The organism is Parasutterella secunda, from assembly GCF_024733725.1.
In the GTDB taxonomy this organism is placed as follows: domain Bacteria; phylum Pseudomonadota; class Gammaproteobacteria; order Burkholderiales; family Burkholderiaceae_F; genus Aphodousia; species Aphodousia faecalis.
In genome coordinates, this window is record NZ_JANRHP010000010.1 from 1 (window position 1) to 18,738 (window position 18,738).

Genomic DNA, 18,738 nt, shown 5'->3' on the forward strand with positions numbered 1-18,738 from the left:
GAGAAATATAAAGGTGCGCGGGCAACGCATGTCAGCCTGTGGGGAGCTCGGCGAAGTAGGCCGAGCTCAAGTGAATCAGCGGATGGAGACAATCCATTGCGCGGGTCAGCAGCAGGAACCCATCGAAGTGATCAGTGGCGCAAGCCACTGACACAGTAGGGAATCCTCGCCGTTCACGGCGAGGAGGATGTCAATTCACGTTAATAGTACGGTATCTGTAATTAAATCAATTATGGGTACCGTGTGGTGCACATCTTAGAAAAAAAACATCAGGCACACGTTCCAGAGGATTGGTATAAAAACTTCTATCATCTGGATAAATACCAAGCCTGTAAAATCTGTGGGTTCGAAACCTGAAGACGCTTTCTAATTGGGTAGTGCAGGGGAAGTTGCCCAAGCCTCTTATTGCAGTAGGTAAATGAAGATGGCAAAGTTTGAGCTTGTTTGAAGCTTTGCAATTGACAGGAAGTTCTTCAATGTGATTGGTCACTGTTCGAGTCCATGGATTCAAAAAAGCAATTCGAACAGCGGGCAGAATGATTAATTAGCAGCAATCTTGTTTCAAATTGCAACATCAAGCCAAACCACAGCAATCGACATAATTTGGCCTAAAATTGCGATAACTATGTGATTTTTATTGATAAATTCCTCGGTCAACGGGCACCAAGCAACTTTCCGCACAGTTAAGACTGATGCGGAATTTTTTTTAATTGAAGAATGATCATTTGCGAATTAAAAAACAACCAAAGAACAGATGCACTGGTGAGTGAATTAGTGGATATTTGGGAAGATTCTGTGCGGGCTACTCATTCTTTCTTAACACATGCAGATATTGAAACAATCAAACTCTATGTTCCCCATGCCATAAAGGCGGTTCCACATTTATTTGTCGCGCGAGAAAATACGGGTTCAATACACGGTTTTCTTGGAATTTCCGGTCAAAAGATTGAAATGCTTTTTATTGCTACTCAGTATCGCGGACACGGTCTTGGCAAGAAATTGATACAAGAGACCATGTCCCTTTATCCAATTACCGATGTGGTGGTTAACGAGCAAAATCAGCAGGCAATAGGATTTTATGAGCACATGGGATTTGAAGTTTACGATCGATCGGCGATAGATGAACACGGGGAAACTTTCCCCATTTTGTTTATGAGAAAACCATAAAGTCTGAGTGTGGAGGCTTTGCAAAAATGAGTGATCAAGGCTGATCCAATTAGGCCTCCTTGACTCAGTGAGAGAAAGTTCTTTGCGCAAGTTGCTTCGACAGATACTCCGAGAACATCCGCAAAGCCATTTCCTAATGAAAATCGTACCTAGAGCGGAAGAACAAGACATTAAAGTGAATGGATAAAAGATTGCAGTTTTTTTGACTAATCCGCTTGCCATATAAGGGAATTCATTAATCGAGAAATTTGTTTTGAACGCATACACTTACGCCTGTAAGTAATTCTGCTTATTTCTCCGTTCATACGGTCTTTTGATAAAGGCAACGAACACTATGGAATGGTTCCATTCGCTCCTCACCGATACAAATTCAATTGCCCATATTGCGCTGATTTATGCGGCTATTATCACTATTGGGCTGGCGGTCGGGCGAATAAAAGTCAAGGGAATTTCTCTGGGCGTCATTGGTGTTTTGTTCGTAGGTCTTTTGTTCGCACACTTCGGTGTCAAAATTAATCCGGATGTTTTGGGATTTACCAGAGACTTCGGTCTGATTGTTTTTATTTTCTTTGTCGGTCTTCAGGTGGGACCGTCATTTTTTTCATCCTTTAAAAGTGTCGGCTTAGTTTTAAATGGGCTGATGCTTTTTACAGTTCTCACGGGTATTGCCTTAACGGTTATTTTGTACTTCATATTCAGCGACCATGTTTCACTGGCGCAAATTTTGGGTGTGCACTACGGGGCCATTACTTGTACACCAGGGTTGGGCGCTACAAAAGAAGCTTTGGCAGATATGGGATACCATGGTGAAGATATCGCTATTGCTTATGCCTGCGCCTATCCGTTGGGTTTGGTGACGATTATTGGTATCGCTATTCTTTTACGTGTGATGTTCCGGGTGGATTTGGAACAAGAAGATCGCCAATGGGAAGATGAAGAAAAAGAAATTAATCAAGCTCCTGTGGTTTTCCACATATACATCACTAACCACATGCTCGATGGACTAACCATTCGAGAATGTCGCCGCCGTATTCCTCGGCCCTTTATTTGTTCTCGTCTTTTGCACAAAGGTGAGATAACCAGCCCATTTGCCGATACGGTATTGCATTACGGAGATACGATTCGTGTAGTGGCCACTCCCGAACAGAAGATGGATATTGTGGCGGCTTTTGGTCAGGAAGACAATCGCATTGATTTGGCAACAGAGCACTCTCCGATTGAGCGGCAGCGTGTCATTGTTACGCGCAATGAAATGAATGGACGAACTGTTGGTGACTTGGAGTTGAGTAATACCGATGGCGTGCACATTACACGCGTTTGGCGAGCCGGTATGGAATTATTCCCATACGACAAAATGCATTTGCAAGTTGGTGATATCTTGCAGTGCGTCGGTCCGATTAATGCCATTAAGCGGTTAGCCGGTATTGTGGGTAATCGTCCCAAGGTGTTGGAGCAGCCCAATTTGGCCGCTATTTTTCTGGGTATTACCTTAGGGGTTTTGGTCGGCTCTATTCCCTTGATGGTTCCCGGGATGCCCACGCCGATTAAATTGGGTTTGGCCGGCGGCCCTTTGGTTATCTCTATTTTGTTGGGGCGCTTCGGAGCAACACTTCACTTGGCAACGTACACCACCAATGCGGCTAATTTGGCCGTCAGAGAGATTGGTATTTCGCTCTTTTTAGCGAGCGTCGGCTTGACGGCTGGCGGCACCTTTGTCGATAGCCTCGTTGCCGGTAACGGTCTTTTGTACGTAGGCATCGGCTTTATTATTACGTTTGTGCCGCAAATTTTGGTAGGAGTTATTTCTCGTCTTTTCCTCAAAATGAACTATCACACCATTTTGGGGTTGTTGATTGGTGCTTGTACGAATTCGCCGATTTTGGCCTATGCAGCTTCGCTTTCTGAAAAAAGTGCAACGGCCGTGGCCTATTCCACGGTCTATCCTCTGGCGATGTTCTTGCGTGTGGTTACCGGTCAAATTATTTTGGTCGCGATGTGGTCGTACGTTTCTTTGGTTTAAAGAAAAAGGACTGATAAACAAAGGACGTTTGAGTTATCTTACCCTGGATAAGCTGAAAAAAGGAACACAGATTGTCAATTGTTCATTGGCTCACTCAAGCGTATGGACGTGGGCGGTATGCTGATTTCAAAAGCTGTTCAGATCGAAAGGAATGGCTTGGGCTGATCCTATTTCAGATCATTGCTTATTGCACTTTTATTGCTTTGGGTGTGGTCTGTAATTTGCTTGTTGTGACAGCCGATGAAGTTATAACCTGGCCGATTTATTTAACCACTTCCTTAGTTTTTGTTTTTGCTCTTTACTCCTTTGTTCCAGGCCTGGCCCTGACGGTCAGACGGTTGCATGATATCGGTGTGAGCGGATGGTGGAGTCTCTGTTATTTCCTTCCTCCCTTAATGACAGGTCTTGAGGTGCAGACCTGGATTGTCAATGCCTTAGTTGTGTTTGGTATTTTTGTAATGCTTTTGCCTTCTAAGAAAGAAAATAATCGCTTTCGCGTTTAGTTTTCTGCAACTTGCTTTAAATAAACAATAATTCGGCATTTTTGAGTCAATAAAACGTTACTTCTCCCAGTAAATTAGAAGCAGAATAGTGGGAGGTTATAGACATGTTGTCAAAAAGAGAATTCTTGAAAGCTGTTGTTGGACTCACAACACTCGTTGGAACGCATTCAAGCCTAGCCAAAGAAGCCGCTCAATTTCTGATGAAACGAACCGCTATTGTTTACTATAGCCATAGCGGGAACACCCGAACTGTGGCATCTCGTATTTCTGCTTTGACAGCGGCTCCAGTGTTTGAAATTGTTCCTCAAACGCCTTATCCAAACGCCTATCGCCCGACAACAAATCAAGTGCGAGAGGAAATGCAAAAAGGTTATTTGCCGCCAATTCATGCTCCATCCATTGATTTGAATAATTTCGATGTTCTCATCATAGGTACGCCGACATGGTGGCATCACATCGCTCGTCCCGTCGCTTCATGGCTAAGTCAAACCGATCTTTCCGGGAAAGTCATCATGCCTTTTAATACCCATGGGGGTGGTGGTCTTATGCAAACGAGGGATGATTTTGTTCAAATGTGTCCGAAATCGACAGTAACGCAAAGTTTGACGGTTTACGGAAATGGAGATAGTGATTTAGATGAACAGATCCTTCGTTGGCTAAAAGAGGCAAATCCGTGATATTTATGTGTTGGGGGCAACTTGTAGATGCGTTTTTTTGCGCTATGATGAAAAGAAAAAATGAGGTGCCCCATGCGTTTTTCGATTGTATTTTTTAGTGCGGCTGGTCACACGTTAAAGGTTATCCGTCACGTTGCTGAGCAGATGGGAGGAGTAGATAGGACGGTAGATTTGTCCGATCCGTTCTTAAAGGAGTGCACCTTCGGAAAAGATGAGCGGGTAATTATTGCTTGTCCCGTTTATGGAGGTCGGATACCGGGGCTTGTGGTTGAGCGGCTTCGGAAAGTAACATTTGAGTCAACTCGCGTGATTACGCTTGTAACTTATGGCAATAGAGCATATGAAGATGCCTTATTGGAATTAAATGACACGATTCTAGTCAGAGGCGGCATTCCAATTGCCAGTGCCGCCGTTGTAACGCAGCATTCGATGGTGCCTACTGTGGCAGCCAATCGACCGACAGAAATTGATTTCCAAAATCTTTCGGTGTTTGCTCGTTTCGCGCTACAAAAATACGATGATATGCACGCTGTTCCGGTTGAAGTGCCGGGCAACCGCCCCTATCGAGCTTGGAGCAAAATGCCGGTTACTCCCGTAGTCAGTGGTAAGTGTGTTCGATGTGGCATGTGTATTCAGCGATGTCCGACAATGGCTATTTGGATTACTGATCCCAAGAAAACTGATCCATCTAAATGTATTTTGTGTATGAGGTGTGTAGCAATGTGCCCGCAAGGAGCAAGAAGTTTACCGCCTGCCGCACAACAGGCCATTGAAAAAAAACTCGCTCCTGTTGCGAAATTAACGCGTGAGAACGAGTTTTTCTTCTAACAAAGCTCAGAATTTAAGCTTTTTAGGCTTTCTCGCCATTTTCAATGGCTTCAATTAATTTGGGCAGTTCTTCCATGGTGTCAATAACAAAATCAGCACCGTTGGCAAAGAACATTTCACGAGCTTTTTTACGAAGGGCAAATTGTTCCAGAGAGGGCAATTTATCCCAGGAGGCTTTGTCTAAGCCAATGATAGAACTGCCTTCCGTGACGCCAACGGCAATTAACCCGGCATTTTTACCTTCGCGCATGTCAGATACAGTATCACCGACTTTAACAATGCGACGAACGTCTTGAAGCCCGAGGCGCTTCATATTTTCAAATACCATGTAAGGCCAAGGGCGGCCAAAACCGCCGGTGTCATCTGCGGTTACAAGCATGTCAGGGTTGTAGCCAGCCTTCGATGCTTCACGAGCGACGACTTCCATCATGGAAGCGGTAAAACCGGTGGTCGAACCAATCTTGATGCCCTTTTGACGCAAAGCGGCAACCGCGTCCAAGACATAGGGCTTAATGTCACAATGCTGAGGTAGCACAGCCATCAACGCCGGTTCAAAGTCAGCGTAGAGGGCTTCAACATCATCGGAATTGGGAATACGCTTGTAGCGTTCTTCCCAGGCTTTTTCAATGCGCGGCATGCGCAGCATCGTGCGAATGTGGTCACGCTTTAAAAGACCCATCGGGGCACGAGTTTCTTCATCGGTGACTTCAATGCCCGCACGACGAAAAGCCTCCATGAAGGCGCTGACAGGACTTGTTGAGCCGAAATCAACGGTTGTACCGGCCCAGTCAAAAATCACGGCTTGAATGTTAGGCATGGCTAACCTCGTCTAAATAAGCTTTGAAAATTGCTAGAACACGTTTAACGTCTTCTTCGTAAATTTCACCGATATTGCCCAAACGGAAGGTGTCACGCTCGGTAAGTTTGCCCGGATAGATGACGTAACCATGGTTCTTCAAATAGTCATACATACCGGCAAATGTGAAATTGGCATTTTCAGGATAAAAGAATGTTGTGATGATCGGCCCTTGATGAGCGGCGTCAATGTAGGCATCAAATCCAAGTTCTTTCATTCCGTCACGAAGCATCTTGTTGCATTGAGCATAGCGAGTGTGACGAGCGGCAATGCCGCCTTCGGCTTTTAACTCTGCGATTGCGCGATGAAATGCGGCAACGACGTGAGTCGGAGAGGTGAAACGCCATTTTCCACCGTCTTTTTCCATAACGCGCCATTGATCGTAAAGATCCAAAGACAAAGAGCGGGCATTGCCTTTGCTGGCTTGAAGCTTTTTAATATTAGCGATGATAAACGAAAAACCGGGGACGCCTTGAATGCATTTATTGGCCGAAGAAATAAGGAAGTCGATGCCGATTTCAGGCACGTTGATATCCACACCGCCAAAAGAACTCATGGCATCCACAACGAAGGTTTTGCCGGCCGCTTTTACAACGGAACCCACGGCAGCGATGTCATTGAGAATACCGGTGGTTGTTTCACTATGCACCATGGCGACGATGGTGACATCGGGATTGGCGGCTAAAAATTCTTCCACCTTCTTAGCATCAGGAATACTGTCCCAAGCAAAATCCAACCGTTTGAAATGGATACGGTGATAGGTAAGGATTTGGCACATGCGTTCGGTGTACGCGCCATTGACAAGAACCAAAACACAATCATCAGCTCCGGGGATGGATGAGAGCACGGATTCAACACCAAATGTGCCGCTGCCTTGCATCAAAACAGTTGTGTATTCATTGGGATTGGCGTGGGCCAATTCAAGCAATGAGCGGCGCACTTCCTGAGTCATTTCTTTGTAGTCTTTATCCCATGTGCACCGGTCAACAAGCATTTCCTCGCGCACTGTCAATGAGGAGGTGAGGGGACCGGGGGTGAGTAATTTGTAAGTATTCGGATCTTGAATAGTCATAATTTTTCCAGTGTTTCTAAGAGGTTGCGGGACGAAAAAAATCGTCCCGCATTTCGCCATATTGGAAAAAGGATTATTTATTTTGACCTTTAACTAATTTTTGGTGAGCTTCAAGCAATTCAACCGTTAAGGGTTCCTTGTACATCTTGGGATTGGCCGGTTTATTTTCAGCAGAAACCGTCTCGCCCTTGTACAAAGCAACCGGGTAGTACTTCAAAAGTTCCGTACGACCGTGCTTGATGATGGTTTCAGCCATCTTTTGAGCATTAGGATTGGTCTTGTCGCCCTTATCAACAACAGCGATGGCTTCTTGAAGTTGGAAATTACCTTCGACGGGATCGATGTAATCAATTGGCAATCCCTTAGCTTTATCAGCAACGGCTTGATGGCGAAGTCCGAAACCAACAGCCACTTCACCAGCGCGCAGTTTCTTCAAAGGAGCAGAACCCGATTTTTCCAAATGAGCACCTGCGTTCTTTTCGATGGCAGCGATTGTCTTAGCACCTTGTTCTTCACCCTCGGCAGACAGTACCGCTTGGGTCATCAGCCAGGAAGTGGATGAACCCATGATGTCAGGTACGGAGATGTGGCCTGCGTATTCCGGTTTAGCCAGGTCGGCAATGGACTTGGGAGCCGGCAGTCCGGATTCCTTAAGCACTTGGGTATTGACAAAGAGAGCGCCAGTGTTACCTAAAATTGGGGCGTAGTAAGAGGGGGTGGGATTAATCGGTTCGGTCTTAAACGTCAGATTTTGGAACATCTGATTTTTCTTTTGGAAACTGTCCAAATAATAAGTGCTGATCGTGATCAAATCGGCTTCAATATTCTTTCCTTCAGCAGCGATCTTTCCGCCTAACTCAGAGGTGCCAAAGGATTGCATCAAATAGGCACCCTTGAAGCCATTGTTGTCGAGCGCATTTTTCATCGCTTGTTGCGCTTCTTCGTCAGCGTTGGTGTAGATCACCACTTGTTTGGCGGGCTCTGATGCTGCGGCAGTCTTCTTGTTTGGGGCATCACCGTTGTCGCTGCAGGCCGACAACCCCAAAACAGCAGCGGTTAAAACCGAGAGGGAAAGAACAGAGATGCGTTTCATACGTTAACTCCTTAATTGTTAGATCGACTGATTCGCTTTGCGAGTCGTAGCGGATTGGAAAAAGGTTTTTAATCTGGTCAATAATCCTTGACCGTGATGGGTTTGCACGTAACCGGTCATCGCGTCGAAAATGAGCTTCGCAGCTACGTTAGTAAGGAAAACTAAAAGGGATAAAACAAAAATTTCTTCAAATTTTTCAAAGTATTGAAGTTCTTTAATTTTTGTTGTTAAAAGCATCGTGCGCGCGCCCGTGAGGAACACAACAGCGCTGATGGTGACCATGGCACTGACGAAGAAGTACTGGAACATTTGCAACAGTGTCGGCAAAGAGTTCGGGACAATGACGCGAGAGACTGTTTTTATCCAACTGTCGCCCATTAAAGCCCCAGTTGTTTCCCAGCCGGCATTCATTTTCGAAAGTGCGGAGGTAGCCATCATGTATGGTGTGGTAAAGAAGTGCACGAGGTTGGCTAACACCAAAATGGTGAATGTATTGGCCAAAGGTGTACCGCTCATGGCAAAGAGAAATCCGATACCAAGCACCATACCTGGAACAGTATTGGTGATCATGGCAAAGGAATCCATTGTGGTTTGACACCACGAAGGCAGTTGAGATCGAGCCTTAACCAAAGCGGCGGCGTAACAAAAAATCGTGCCGACAGCAGCCGAGACGAGAGCGACGCCGATGGAGTGTTCATAGACTTGCCAGATAGAGCTGTCACTGACAATACGAGTGATGACATCCAACGTGAAGTAAGGCTGATAAGGCCATTGTTTCACGAAAGGCACAACAAACATCACGACAAAAACGGATAACAGCGCAAGTGAAATGAGTACGTAGTAAAGCAGGTACAGAGCATCTCTAAATGCGTTCGTCGAGACTTCGGCTTTGGAAATTTTGTTGTATCGAAAATTAAAGCGATCAACCCAACGCAGCATAACAACGGAGGCAACCGAGGGCACAAGCATTGCCATGGCGATAACAGCCCCTTCGCCAAAGTTCGGAATGGCGCCCATCATGGTTGTATAAAGCTGCGTGGCGATGACTTCATATTCGCCTGCAATGGATACCGGGATGCCGAAATCGGTAAACGAAAGGAAGAAACTCAGGATAAAAGCAGATAGAAGTGAGCCGACAACCGGTCGGATGGCGGTCATGTAAAAAGTTTGCCATGGACCGTCTCCCATCAATTTGGAGACAGTAATAAAGTTACGATCAACGTAAAAAAAGGCGTTATAAAGAATCAGAAAAGCCGGCGGCAGCGTATAAATAACATCGGCAATCAGTAGTCCCCAGAAGCCATAGATGGAAAAAGGGGGAGGGGCGATCAATTGACTGATTAGCCCTAAACGGCCGAATGAGTAGATGACAGCAAAACCGTATGTGATGGATGGCAAAAAAAGCGGCAGCAGGACGATGATTTGAATAACTTTTTTTACGCCAGGGCGAATTCTTGTAAAGTGAAGACCGTATGCGCAGAAAAAGGCCATCAAAGTCGCAATGGCTGCTGAAATACCGGAAACGGTGAAGCTGTTGGCTAAAGCCGTCCAAAAACTGCTTTGTGAAAGCAGGGAGGTGTAATTGGCCAGTCCAATGCCGCCCTCTTTGGTTAGAACGGATTGAAATAAAACACAGCCCAGCGGATAAAGCAAAATAGCCGCTAATGTGAGCGTGATGAGGATATAAAGAACTTTTAGTTCTTTTTGTCCTTTACCGAATAATGCCGCTAGCATAGAAATTCCTCTCCATTAAGCGACGGCTTGACCGAATGCTTGAAAGGGTTGAGGTTTGGCAATTCGGGATGATGCAGGTGTTGTTTGGGGCAAACTTTCGCTAAAAAGCTTCAGAATATTGCTTCGCTTAATGTTGAGCTGCGACAAAATAAATTGTCGGATAAAGTCATTGGCCGGATTGCTGATAATCGTTTGCGGATCAGCAAACTGTGCGATTTTGCCTTCGTTAATGATGAGAACTCGATCGGATAACGTTAGAGCCTCTTCCGGGTCGTGAGTCACAATCAATGTGGTCAGCTTATATTGACGCGCGACCGTGCGGATTCTTTCTTTAATGGACTCTTTAATGATGCCATCAAGTGCAGAAAGCGGTTCATCCAAAAGTAAAAGGCGGGGTTTTAAAACGAGTGTGCGAGCAATGGCCACGCGTTGCTTTTGTCCACCCGACAGTTCATCGATGCGTTGATCAAGGTGTTTTCTCAAGCCAAGTAAATCAATTAGATCACTGACTTCTTCACGAGTAGAGGCATTGGGATTGTTTCTCAGACCATAGAGAATGTTTTCTCGTGCGTTTAAATTGGGGAAAAGCGCGAAATCCTGGAAAACAATGTTAAAGCCACGATCTCTCATGGAAACGTGACTGAGATCTTCTCCATCGTAAATCAATTGGCCTTCCGTTAAGTCCGTTAAGCCCAAGATCAAATTCAACAAAGTCGTTTTCCCGCACCCGGAAGGTCCAAGAATTGAAACAATTTCGCCTTGGTTAATACTCAAAGAAATATCAGAGAGAATCTCACGGTCACCGAAACGTTTTGAGATATGTCGCAATTCGAGCATGAAAACGGAACTCCTATCAATAACGGGTGAAATTATTGAAGGCGCTTATGAAAGAATTTCGACGTTTAGGTGAAGATTCGGTGACAAAGAAATAAGTACAAAACTTATTCGAAATGAAATAAATTTTAAGAAACAATGAGATAGCGGAACATTGAGGAAACTGTATCTGTCATCTAGGTGTCATTTTTTAATAATTGAATTTTGGGTAAGAAAATTTTTGAATAAAAGAGTAGGTTACCAAAACCAATAATCAAATAATGATCAACCACCCAGCGCATTATGGGCTCTGCTCTCAGTGCCAGCTTTTTATTTAAGAATTTCAATGGATAAACCAAGAGAGTGTTAACTGCGCCCCTGCTTAAATAAGAGACTTTTGTCACACTCTCTTTGAAAACGAGTCGCAAAGGTTAATCTTCATCCATTTCGGCGATTGCCTCAATTTCAACTAAACAACCGAAATGAAGATCTGTAGTAGAAACAACGACGCGGCCAGGTTTGTGATCACCGAAAAATTCCGCATAGACTTCGTTGATGGGTCCCCAATATTCGACACTAGGGGTGTAGACGCGGCAAAATACCACTTGATCGCGCCTGACGCCAGCTTCCTTTAAAACTCGATCAACATTATCTAAAGCGAGTCGCGTGTGGTCTTTGATGTCACCTTTGCAGACTTCTCGAGTATCCGGATCTATGGACAGTTGCCCCGAAACATAGAGCATACCTTTGGAAATAACACCGGCACTGTAGTGGCCCTTATTTTCGCCTTTAAACGGAGGACAAACCAACTTCATTATTTTTCTCCAATGTCACTAAAGTTAATAGAAGTTTAAGACGATTAAAAACAAATACTTTGCTTTTAATCGCATTTTCCCCATTTTTACAGCCGAAGCATTTAACAAGACACCACTTTAGGAAATGTCAGAAGCATACGTATTAAAAAACTTATCGCTAAGGATAAGTTCTTACGCCTGTGAGATTTTTTAAAACACAATGAAATCATTGCGCTTAAGATTGTTTTCTAGTCCTTATCAGGAGAAACAGAAATGTACAGTGCTCAAGAGATCCAACAATTTTTATCGGAAAAGTCGGCGCAATTAAATGCTTGTCGTCACCATTTGCATCAACATCCTGAGATCGGTCTTCAATTGCCGGAAACGTCGGCCTTTATTGAAAAAGAGTTACGTTCTTATGGCGTAGATGAAATCCATAAAGGGTTTGGTTCTTCCGCGTTGGTCGCCGTCATTCATGGGAAAAAGAAAAGCGATAAGTGGATTGGATTGAGGGCAGATATGGATGCCTTGCCCTTATTGGAGCAAAGTGGGGCCGAGTACGCCTCAGTTAATGAAAAACGTGCTCACTCATGCGGACATGATGGGCATATGACTGTCGCTTTGGGCGCATGTCGTTTCCTTGCATCACACAGAGATTTTGAAGGCAGTGTTGCCGTTATTTTCCAGCCGGGAGAAGAGGGTTATGCGGGCGCCCGCTTAATGGTAGAAAACGGCTTATTTGAAAAGTTTCCGATTGCGGAAATCTATGCTACCCATTGTGAGCCCACGCTTGATGTTGGGCAGATAGGCATTGATCCGGGGTATATCATGGCGGCCGCGGATATTTTCACCATTGATGTTACCGGTCGGGGAGGACATGGGGCGAAACCGCAAGTGGCCGTTGACAGTGTGTTGGTAGCTTCACAAATTGTTGTTAGCGCTCAGTCTATTGTGAGCCGCAACGTTAATCCGCTGCAAGGTGCGGTCGTCAGTTTTGGAGCGATTTTAGCTGGCGATGAAAATGGATCCAGTGTTCTGCCTCAAACAGCCAAACTGATTGGCACCTGCAGAAGTTTTGAGCCTGATGTTCAGGATCGGGTGCAACAGCGTTTGGGTGAAATTGCTGAAGGTGTTGCGAGTGCCTACGGAGCCCGGGCTCAGTGTCACTACACGCGCTTATATCCAGCCCTTTTAAATCATGAACAACAAGCATTAGCCGTTAAGGAGATTGTTCGGAATTGGTTGGGAGAGGAGGGCTTAAAGCCCGCTCCCCAACAGATGACAGCGGAAGATTTTGCCTTTATGACTCAAGTGTGCCCCGGTTGTTTGTTCCGTTTAGGAATTCGAGATCCGAAGCACACGGCCAGTCTTCATGAGTGTGAGTTTGATTTCAATGACGAGGCGACTCTCTACGGCTCAACATTGATGGTTCTTATTGCTTTAAACCGCTTAAAGGCGGTTAACGCCTAACACTTTAGGAAAGATAGTTTTCTGCGATTCGGGCAAAAATACTGGCTCCCACAGGCAAAATGGCGTCGTTGAAATCATAAGACGGATTGTGAAGGGCGCAGGGACCGGGGCCATGTCCCTCTTGTCTGTGTTTGCCCTCGCCGTTACCGATAAAAAAGAGTGCGCCAGGGCAGTGTTTTAGAAATACACCGAAATCCTCAGAGGGCATAACCGGCTCTTGTATAAGGACCGCCTCTTGACCTAATACCTCTGTCGCGGCATTTTGGATTTGATTGACCCATTCAGGATTATTCGTTACGGGTGGTACTTGACGGATGAAGTTGACTTCGACCGTCGCGCCGAATGCAGAGGCTACATGTGAAGCAATCTTTTGCATATGATCGGCAATAATGTTTGTCACATCTTCTGAAAAGGTTCTTACCGTTCCTTCAATTTCAGCCGTATCAGCAATAACGTTATAAGTTTCCCCGGCAGTGATTTTGCAAATGGATAGCACAGCTGGATCAATAGGACGCTTTATACGGGTGATGATTCCTTGAAGGCTATTGGCAATTTGAACGGCAACAAAAAGAGGATCAATTCCGTTATTGGGCATGGCGCCATGAGCTCCACGTCCACGGACAAGGATTCGGAAAGCATTGCAGCTGGCCATTATGGTTTGCCAATTAAGGGCAATTTTGCCTTGAGGAACGTCCGGCCAATTATGGCAGGCGATTATGCAGTCTGTCGGAAATCGCTCGAACAGACCGTCATTGACCATGTCACTGGCTCCTCCGTCTTGTTCTTCGCAGGGCTGAAAAACAAATTGAACCGTACCGTTGAAGTGTTGGGTCTCAGAAAGATATCGGGCGGCTAAAAGAGCCATCGTCATGTGGCCGTCGTGACCACAAGCATGCATCACCCCTTTGTTGACGGAAGCATGGGCAAAACAATTAGCCTCTTCGATCGGTAATGCGTCCATATCCGCCCGAATAGAAAGACATTTGGATGAGATGCCGCATTTTAAAAGAGCTACGACACCGGCACCGGCAATTTTAGTGTGAACCTGATAACCCCACTGACGGAGATAGTTGGCAATCTTTTCAGATGTTTTATTTTCATGATGGCCGACTTCGGGGTATTTATGAAAATCACGTCTTATGGTGGTAAATTCCGGCGTTAATTCTTCAATACGTTTAATTAATTTCATGATAATTGCACGAAAATAACAACAAAAGAAGCCTCAAAATGGATTTTGAGGCTTAATGATTGAGTGCTATTGTTGAGAGGCTTGAGGTTTTTTACCTAACCATTTTTCGTAGATTTTGTCGTATTCACCATTTTCCTTAATGATTTTTAGGCCTTTATTCAATTTTTCAAGCAAAGCTTTGTTGTTTTTGGCGACGGCAAATCCGTTTTGTTTGGGGTTATAGATGTGCGGAACCATCATAATGTCTTCATCGTTATGCTTAGTTAAGTAGTACAGAGTCACTGTCTTATCAACCATGACGGAGTCGCACCCGTTCATTTTTAATTCCATGAAAGCTTCGCCGATTTGATCGAAATTGGCAACGGTGGCGTTTTTGACAGTTGAGGCCAAAATAGAGCCAGTTGAGCCAATTTGAGCGCAGATGCGTTTACCCTCCATATCTTTTAGTGTTTTAAATTTATCGGAATTTTTCTTTTGAATGACCATGACTAAGCCGACATCGTAGTAGGGATCGGTAAAAAGCACTTGTTTTTGCCGTTCTGGCGTAATGGTAATGGCTGCTGCACCGACATCAACCATGTTACTTTGTAAAGCGGGGATTAATCCTGCAAATTGCATGTTTTGGATTTTGGCTTCATCGCCCACCGCTTTGGCAATAGCATTAATCAGATCGATATCAAACCCGACAATTTCGTTGGTTTTCGGATCTTTAAATTCAAAAGGAGCGAGTCCAGCATCGGTGCCGACCAAAAGTGTACCGGCCATGGCAGAACCACTGGCAATCATGGAACTTAAGAGAGCGCTTAATAAAATTTTTTTCATGATGAACTCCAAACATAAAAGTCGATTTCCCGACAGTGTATGCGGACGGTTTTTGATCAACAAGGTGGTTAACACATTGAAAGATAAAAAGAATATTGATGAAATAGACGATTATTACGAATAAATGGTCGGCAAAATTAATAATGTTTGAAATTCAAGAAGATAAGTAGTGGGAGCGCATGTTTTTGGAAAGGTTGAATAAGTTTTTTTCTCTAGTTATTTTGAGTTAGAAATGGGTAAAAAGTGTTAGATAAAAAGTAGCGATAACAGTGAAATCACTTAGTTCATTACAAGAATGTTTTAAATTATAATTTCTTATAAAACAATGAATTAGAAAAAGTTTGCTGTATTTTCTGAAAAATAGACAAGACTGTCGACAAAAATAAATTTTGATGCGAGTCAAAAGAAAAAGGCTTCCTTAGTATCTGGAAGCCTTTAAACACTTGAAAACCGTAGCCTTAGAGCTTTTTGGCCTTATCCCAAGCTTCGATAAAGAGGTTAATGACAACGTCAAGACCTCCGTGATTGACACGATACGGCGCACTGGCGGCCACAATCGGTTTACCGTGATAGGCGAAGCCCAAGCCGGCTGTTTTGATCATTTCTAGATCATTGGCACCATCGCCTCCGGCAATGGCTTGTGAATGGTGTAAACCATAAAGCATGCATAGCATATCCAAAGCGCGGCGCTTACCATCGGCATCTAAAATTTCACCGCCTCCGGGGCCCGTGGTTTCTCCCGTGAGCACACCATCTTTCTCAATCAGTCGATTGCAAAGATAGCCGGTCATTCCGAGCTCTTCACACACAACCTTGGCGATTGTGTCAAAGCCTCCGGAAAGAATATAAGTTTTAAGACCGTGGTCTTTTGCGAAGTTGATTAACTCCATAGCACCCGGCATTAATTTGGCATGAGAGGCCGTGACTTCCACGTAGTGGGCCGGATGACCTTTAAACAGTTTTACGCGTTCTCTCAAGTATTCGGCAAAAGGCATATGACCTTGCATGGCGATTTCAGTCATACGGGCTACTTCTTCGCCAACGCCGCACTGCCAGGCAATATCATCAATGCATTCAAGCTCAATGAGTGTGCTATCCATATCAAGCGCAAGTAAGCCAAAGTTTTTGATGCTGAGGCCATTAGGCACACAATTAACATCAAAACCTTGTTTAGTTGCCTGTTCTACTAATTCTTGAGTTAAGGTGCTGTCGGCTTCATTGACACGGACGGCATCCGGTTTAATCCAAATATTTCTAAGATTAAGTTTTTCAGCAAAGGCCTCAGCCCCTGCTCCTTGAATAACAATATCCATCGTTGATTACTCCGATTGATTTAAAGCCTCAATATTGCAAGTACCCGCTCTTGCTCCCTCGGTAACATAGACGTGATTACCGAATCGTACACGCTGGATATACTGCATAAATTTCCCCTCTTGGAGAGTGAGGATTTCTTCTTCACAATCCATTTTTTCTCTACCACCGATAGCTTCGGTCAGTAATCGTGCAGAAGGCATAGGGGAAAGAGCAGACTCATTTCCTAACAATCCCATCAGTGTCATTACGGTCAAGGCGAAATCGTCATGTCCGGCCGGTTCTGTGTGTACTGCTTCCGGTGCTTGAAATTGGTCGCCTTTAACAGCTAAAAGACTGTTAATTTCCACTGGTAAAAGACCACCATGGTTGCCAGTTCCAATTTCCAGCGAAGCGCCCATAACGAGTCGTCCTGTTCGAGGATTATTTCGCATAGTCACTCGAAGATCGGGGCCTCTGGCGTGATCGGAGGAAATGAGAGCTTCGGAAAAAGTGCCTTTTACGCGCCCTTCTACGTCATTATCGCTGCTGCCGATTTTGGGTTGTGAGAATATCATGCCCACTTCTTCGATACTCATTAATTCATCCCGAAGTCGCAGTAAATTGTTTTCAGTAGGATGAGTTAACCAAAGTCCCAACGTATAGTCACCAATCATGACTATATCGTTGTCTTGAGGTTTTAGTCCATTCTGAAGATCTTTACCGGATATAACCTTCCAGCCTTTTTCTATCAACTTGCTCTTCAAGTCATAGTGGGCGCAGACTGTTCCGTGTCCATGGTCTGACATAACAGCAAGTTGCACGCCTTCTTTTTCACCTTTGGCTGTCCACCAGTCTAAGACACGCTTAAAAGCTTCATCGGCTGCCTTTCTGGCTTGACGAGTTTTGTCATTAAATATCCCGAACTCATGGCTTGAGTGGTCAGGTTCACCGATCCAAAGAATGGTGACATCCCCTAAGCCACGAGGTAATTCATAGTCAAAGAATATGTCAGTGACAAGTTTTGTTCCGTCAAAGTCTGGAAACTTCAATGCAACACCGTTGCCCCATTTCGCACGAAGGGCTTCACGTTCTGATGCGGGCAGTGTGAGTCCGATATCGTGTACACAACAGTTTAAGTGACCACTGTAACGATCTGCGTGAATATGCTGCAGACGAGTGCTGCCTGAGGAATTCGCGCAAATAACCCGCAATGTTTTACCGGCTAGTCCCAATCGATCCCCTAGTGTGGGGACTTGAATTAAGTCGACTGCAGCGTCTTGTGTTTCAATGCTGGAAACACTAGAGCCAACGAAAACACTTTTTTCCGAAGGCATTTCTCGATTAAAAAAGGCATTTGCGATGATACCGTGTCGATTAGGACGAAAACCGGAGAAAATGCTCGGATGATTAACATAGGTCTCGGTTGGGAAAGTGGCTAAATAACGATTCCAACGGTGTGATTGAGCAATAAATGCCGAAAGAGTTGGCATGTCTTCATCAATACAGTCAGGCCGTAAGCCATCAAAGCCCACGATAACGAAACGAGTTTGTTTTTCAGTCATATTTATCTGCCTTGCGGTTCTAATTTTTGTTGAACAAAATCACCTAAAATGGACATAGAGAGCGTGGAAAGGACAATGACAATCCCTGGAATGACAGCAATCCACCAGGCGGTCGTAAGGTAGTCACGACCGAAGCCAAGCATTGTGCCCAAGGAACTCATTGGAGGCTGTACACCAACGCCCAAAAAGGACAGTGATGTTTCGAGCAAAATCATTCCCGGAAAGTTCAGTGTCATATTGACAACAAGAGCGGAGGCAATGTTGGGCAGGATGTGACGAATGGCAATACGCCAGGTTGGAATCCCTAAGCCTTCAAGCGCATTCGCATAGCCTTCTGTGTAAGCAGAGCGAGCAAGATTACGGGTCAGGCGGGCGTAACGATCCCATCCATAAACAGCCATAATGACGACGATGACCGTAACGTTGGTACCCAAGAATGCCAAGATAGTTAAGGCAAGAATGATGAAGGGTAAAGAGGCGGTGAAATCCACAGCGGCGTTAAGTACGTCATCAACGACTCCACCGAAGCGTGCCGCTAAGAAACCTAGTGTTGTACCGATGATGGCACCGAGAATCGTTCCGGCGATTGCCAATAAAAACGATAGTCTAAGTGAGTAAACCAAGCGCGAGAAAACATCCCGACCTAATTCGTCCGTTCCAAGGATATGCGCGAAGCTGGTGAAAGGCATTGTTAGGCGAGAGCCTAAATCCATTTGTTCCAGGTCATAGGGGGCAATCCACGGAGCTAAAACACCGAATGTGAAAAATATGAAAAGCAACCCCGCACTGCAATAGACCAGAACATCCGAGCTTTTCTTCTGTACATTAATAAATTGAGCCATTTG

General features: G+C 44.9%; 17 protein-coding genes. 6 read left to right on the plus strand and 11 right to left on the minus strand.

Annotated elements, in window-relative coordinates; translation table 11 throughout:
• Window positions 1-717 precede the first annotated feature (717 nt).
• The 5 genes from NW199_RS08365 to NW199_RS08385 all read left to right on the plus strand — a co-directional run bounded on the left by NW199_RS08365 (window position 718) and on the right by NW199_RS08385 (window position 5,195).
• Window positions 718-1,167 (plus strand): GNAT family N-acetyltransferase, encoded by a 450-nt coding sequence (locus NW199_RS08365; RefSeq protein WP_258334309.1) that lies wholly within the window; start codon window positions 718-720, stop codon window positions 1,165-1,167.
• A 334-nt stretch (window positions 1,168-1,501) separates the two neighbouring features.
• Window positions 1,502-3,187 carry a putative transporter gene (locus NW199_RS08370; protein ID WP_022472652.1) on the plus strand — a complete coding sequence of 562 codons (1,686 nt, stop codon included), beginning with the start codon at window positions 1,502-1,504 and terminating at the stop codon, window positions 3,185-3,187.
• Between the two features lie 71 nt (window positions 3,188-3,258).
• A complete protein-coding gene (locus NW199_RS08375) occupies window positions 3,259-3,690 on the plus strand; it encodes a DUF805 domain-containing protein (protein WP_022472653.1) in 432 nt (143 codons plus the stop codon).
• 104 nt (window positions 3,691-3,794) lie between these two features.
• Window positions 3,795-4,367, plus strand: a complete 573-nt coding sequence (locus tag NW199_RS08380) for a flavodoxin (protein ID WP_258334310.1) — start codon at window positions 3,795-3,797, stop codon at window positions 4,365-4,367.
• A 72-nt stretch (window positions 4,368-4,439) separates the two neighbouring features.
• Window positions 4,440-5,195 (plus strand): EFR1 family ferrodoxin, encoded by a 756-nt coding sequence (locus tag NW199_RS08385; protein WP_022472655.1) that lies wholly within the window; start codon window positions 4,440-4,442, stop codon window positions 5,193-5,195.
• Between the two features lie 22 nt (window positions 5,196-5,217).
• Here NW199_RS08385 and phnX read toward each other — a convergent pair whose 3' ends face one another.
• The 6 genes from phnX to NW199_RS08415 form a co-directional block, all read right to left on the minus strand.
• Window positions 5,218-6,012 (minus strand): phosphonoacetaldehyde hydrolase, encoded by a 795-nt coding sequence (gene phnX / locus NW199_RS08390; protein ID WP_022472656.1) that lies wholly within the window; start codon window positions 6,010-6,012, stop codon window positions 5,218-5,220.
• Window positions 6,005-7,123 carry a 2-aminoethylphosphonate--pyruvate transaminase gene (phnW, locus tag NW199_RS08395; protein ID WP_022472657.1) on the minus strand — a complete coding sequence of 373 codons (1,119 nt, stop codon included), beginning with the start codon at window positions 7,121-7,123 and terminating at the stop codon, window positions 6,005-6,007. Before phnW ends, phnX begins: the two co-directional genes overlap by 8 nt.
• A 73-nt stretch (window positions 7,124-7,196) precedes the next feature.
• The gene (locus NW199_RS08400) at window positions 7,197-8,216 is read right to left on the minus strand and encodes an extracellular solute-binding protein (protein ID WP_022472658.1); all 1,020 of its coding nucleotides are present in this window, start codon (window positions 8,214-8,216) and stop codon (window positions 7,197-7,199) included.
• Window positions 8,217-8,234: 18 nt separating this feature from the next.
• Window positions 8,235-9,950, minus strand: a complete 1,716-nt coding sequence (locus tag NW199_RS08405; protein ID WP_258334311.1) for an ABC transporter permease subunit — start codon at window positions 9,948-9,950, stop codon at window positions 8,235-8,237.
• A 15-nt stretch (window positions 9,951-9,965) separates the two neighbouring features.
• Window positions 9,966-10,787 (minus strand): ABC transporter ATP-binding protein, encoded by an 822-nt coding sequence (locus NW199_RS08410; protein ID WP_258334312.1) that lies wholly within the window; start codon window positions 10,785-10,787, stop codon window positions 9,966-9,968.
• 407 nt (window positions 10,788-11,194) lie between these two features.
• On the minus strand, window positions 11,195-11,578 hold the full coding sequence (locus NW199_RS08415) for a RidA family protein (protein ID WP_022472662.1): 384 nt from the start codon (window positions 11,576-11,578) through the stop codon (window positions 11,195-11,197).
• A gap of 252 nt (window positions 11,579-11,830) precedes the next feature.
• On the opposite strand from NW199_RS08415, the gene NW199_RS08420 reads away from it, so the two are divergent.
• A complete protein-coding gene (locus NW199_RS08420; protein ID WP_258334313.1) occupies window positions 11,831-13,027 on the plus strand; it encodes a M20 metallopeptidase family protein in 1,197 nt (398 codons plus the stop codon).
• A gap of 4 nt (window positions 13,028-13,031) precedes the next feature.
• On the opposite strand, the gene NW199_RS08425 is transcribed toward NW199_RS08420, so the two are convergent.
• The 5 genes from NW199_RS08425 to NW199_RS08445 all read right to left on the minus strand — a co-directional run bounded on the left by NW199_RS08425 (window position 13,032) and on the right by NW199_RS08445 (window position 18,735).
• A complete protein-coding gene (locus tag NW199_RS08425) occupies window positions 13,032-14,216 on the minus strand; it encodes a M20 metallopeptidase family protein (RefSeq protein WP_258334314.1) in 1,185 nt (394 codons plus the stop codon).
• Between the two features lie 66 nt (window positions 14,217-14,282).
• Window positions 14,283-15,038 (minus strand): basic amino acid ABC transporter substrate-binding protein, encoded by a 756-nt coding sequence (locus NW199_RS08430; RefSeq protein ID WP_258334315.1) that lies wholly within the window; start codon window positions 15,036-15,038, stop codon window positions 14,283-14,285.
• Window positions 15,039-15,496: 458 nt separating this feature from the next.
• Entirely contained in the window at window positions 15,497-16,351 is an 855-nt protein-coding gene (gene serB, locus NW199_RS08435; RefSeq protein ID WP_258334316.1) for a phosphoserine phosphatase SerB, read from the minus strand.
• A 6-nt stretch (window positions 16,352-16,357) separates the two neighbouring features.
• Complete coding sequence (locus tag NW199_RS08440; protein WP_258334317.1) at window positions 16,358-17,893, minus strand: alkaline phosphatase family protein; 1,536 nt, start codon at window positions 17,891-17,893, stop codon at window positions 16,358-16,360.
• A 2-nt stretch (window positions 17,894-17,895) separates the two neighbouring features.
• Window positions 17,896-18,735, minus strand: coding sequence for an ABC transporter permease (locus NW199_RS08445; protein ID WP_258334318.1), 840 nt, complete (start codon window positions 18,733-18,735; stop codon window positions 17,896-17,898).
• Between the last annotated feature and the right edge of the window lie 3 nt (window positions 18,736-18,738).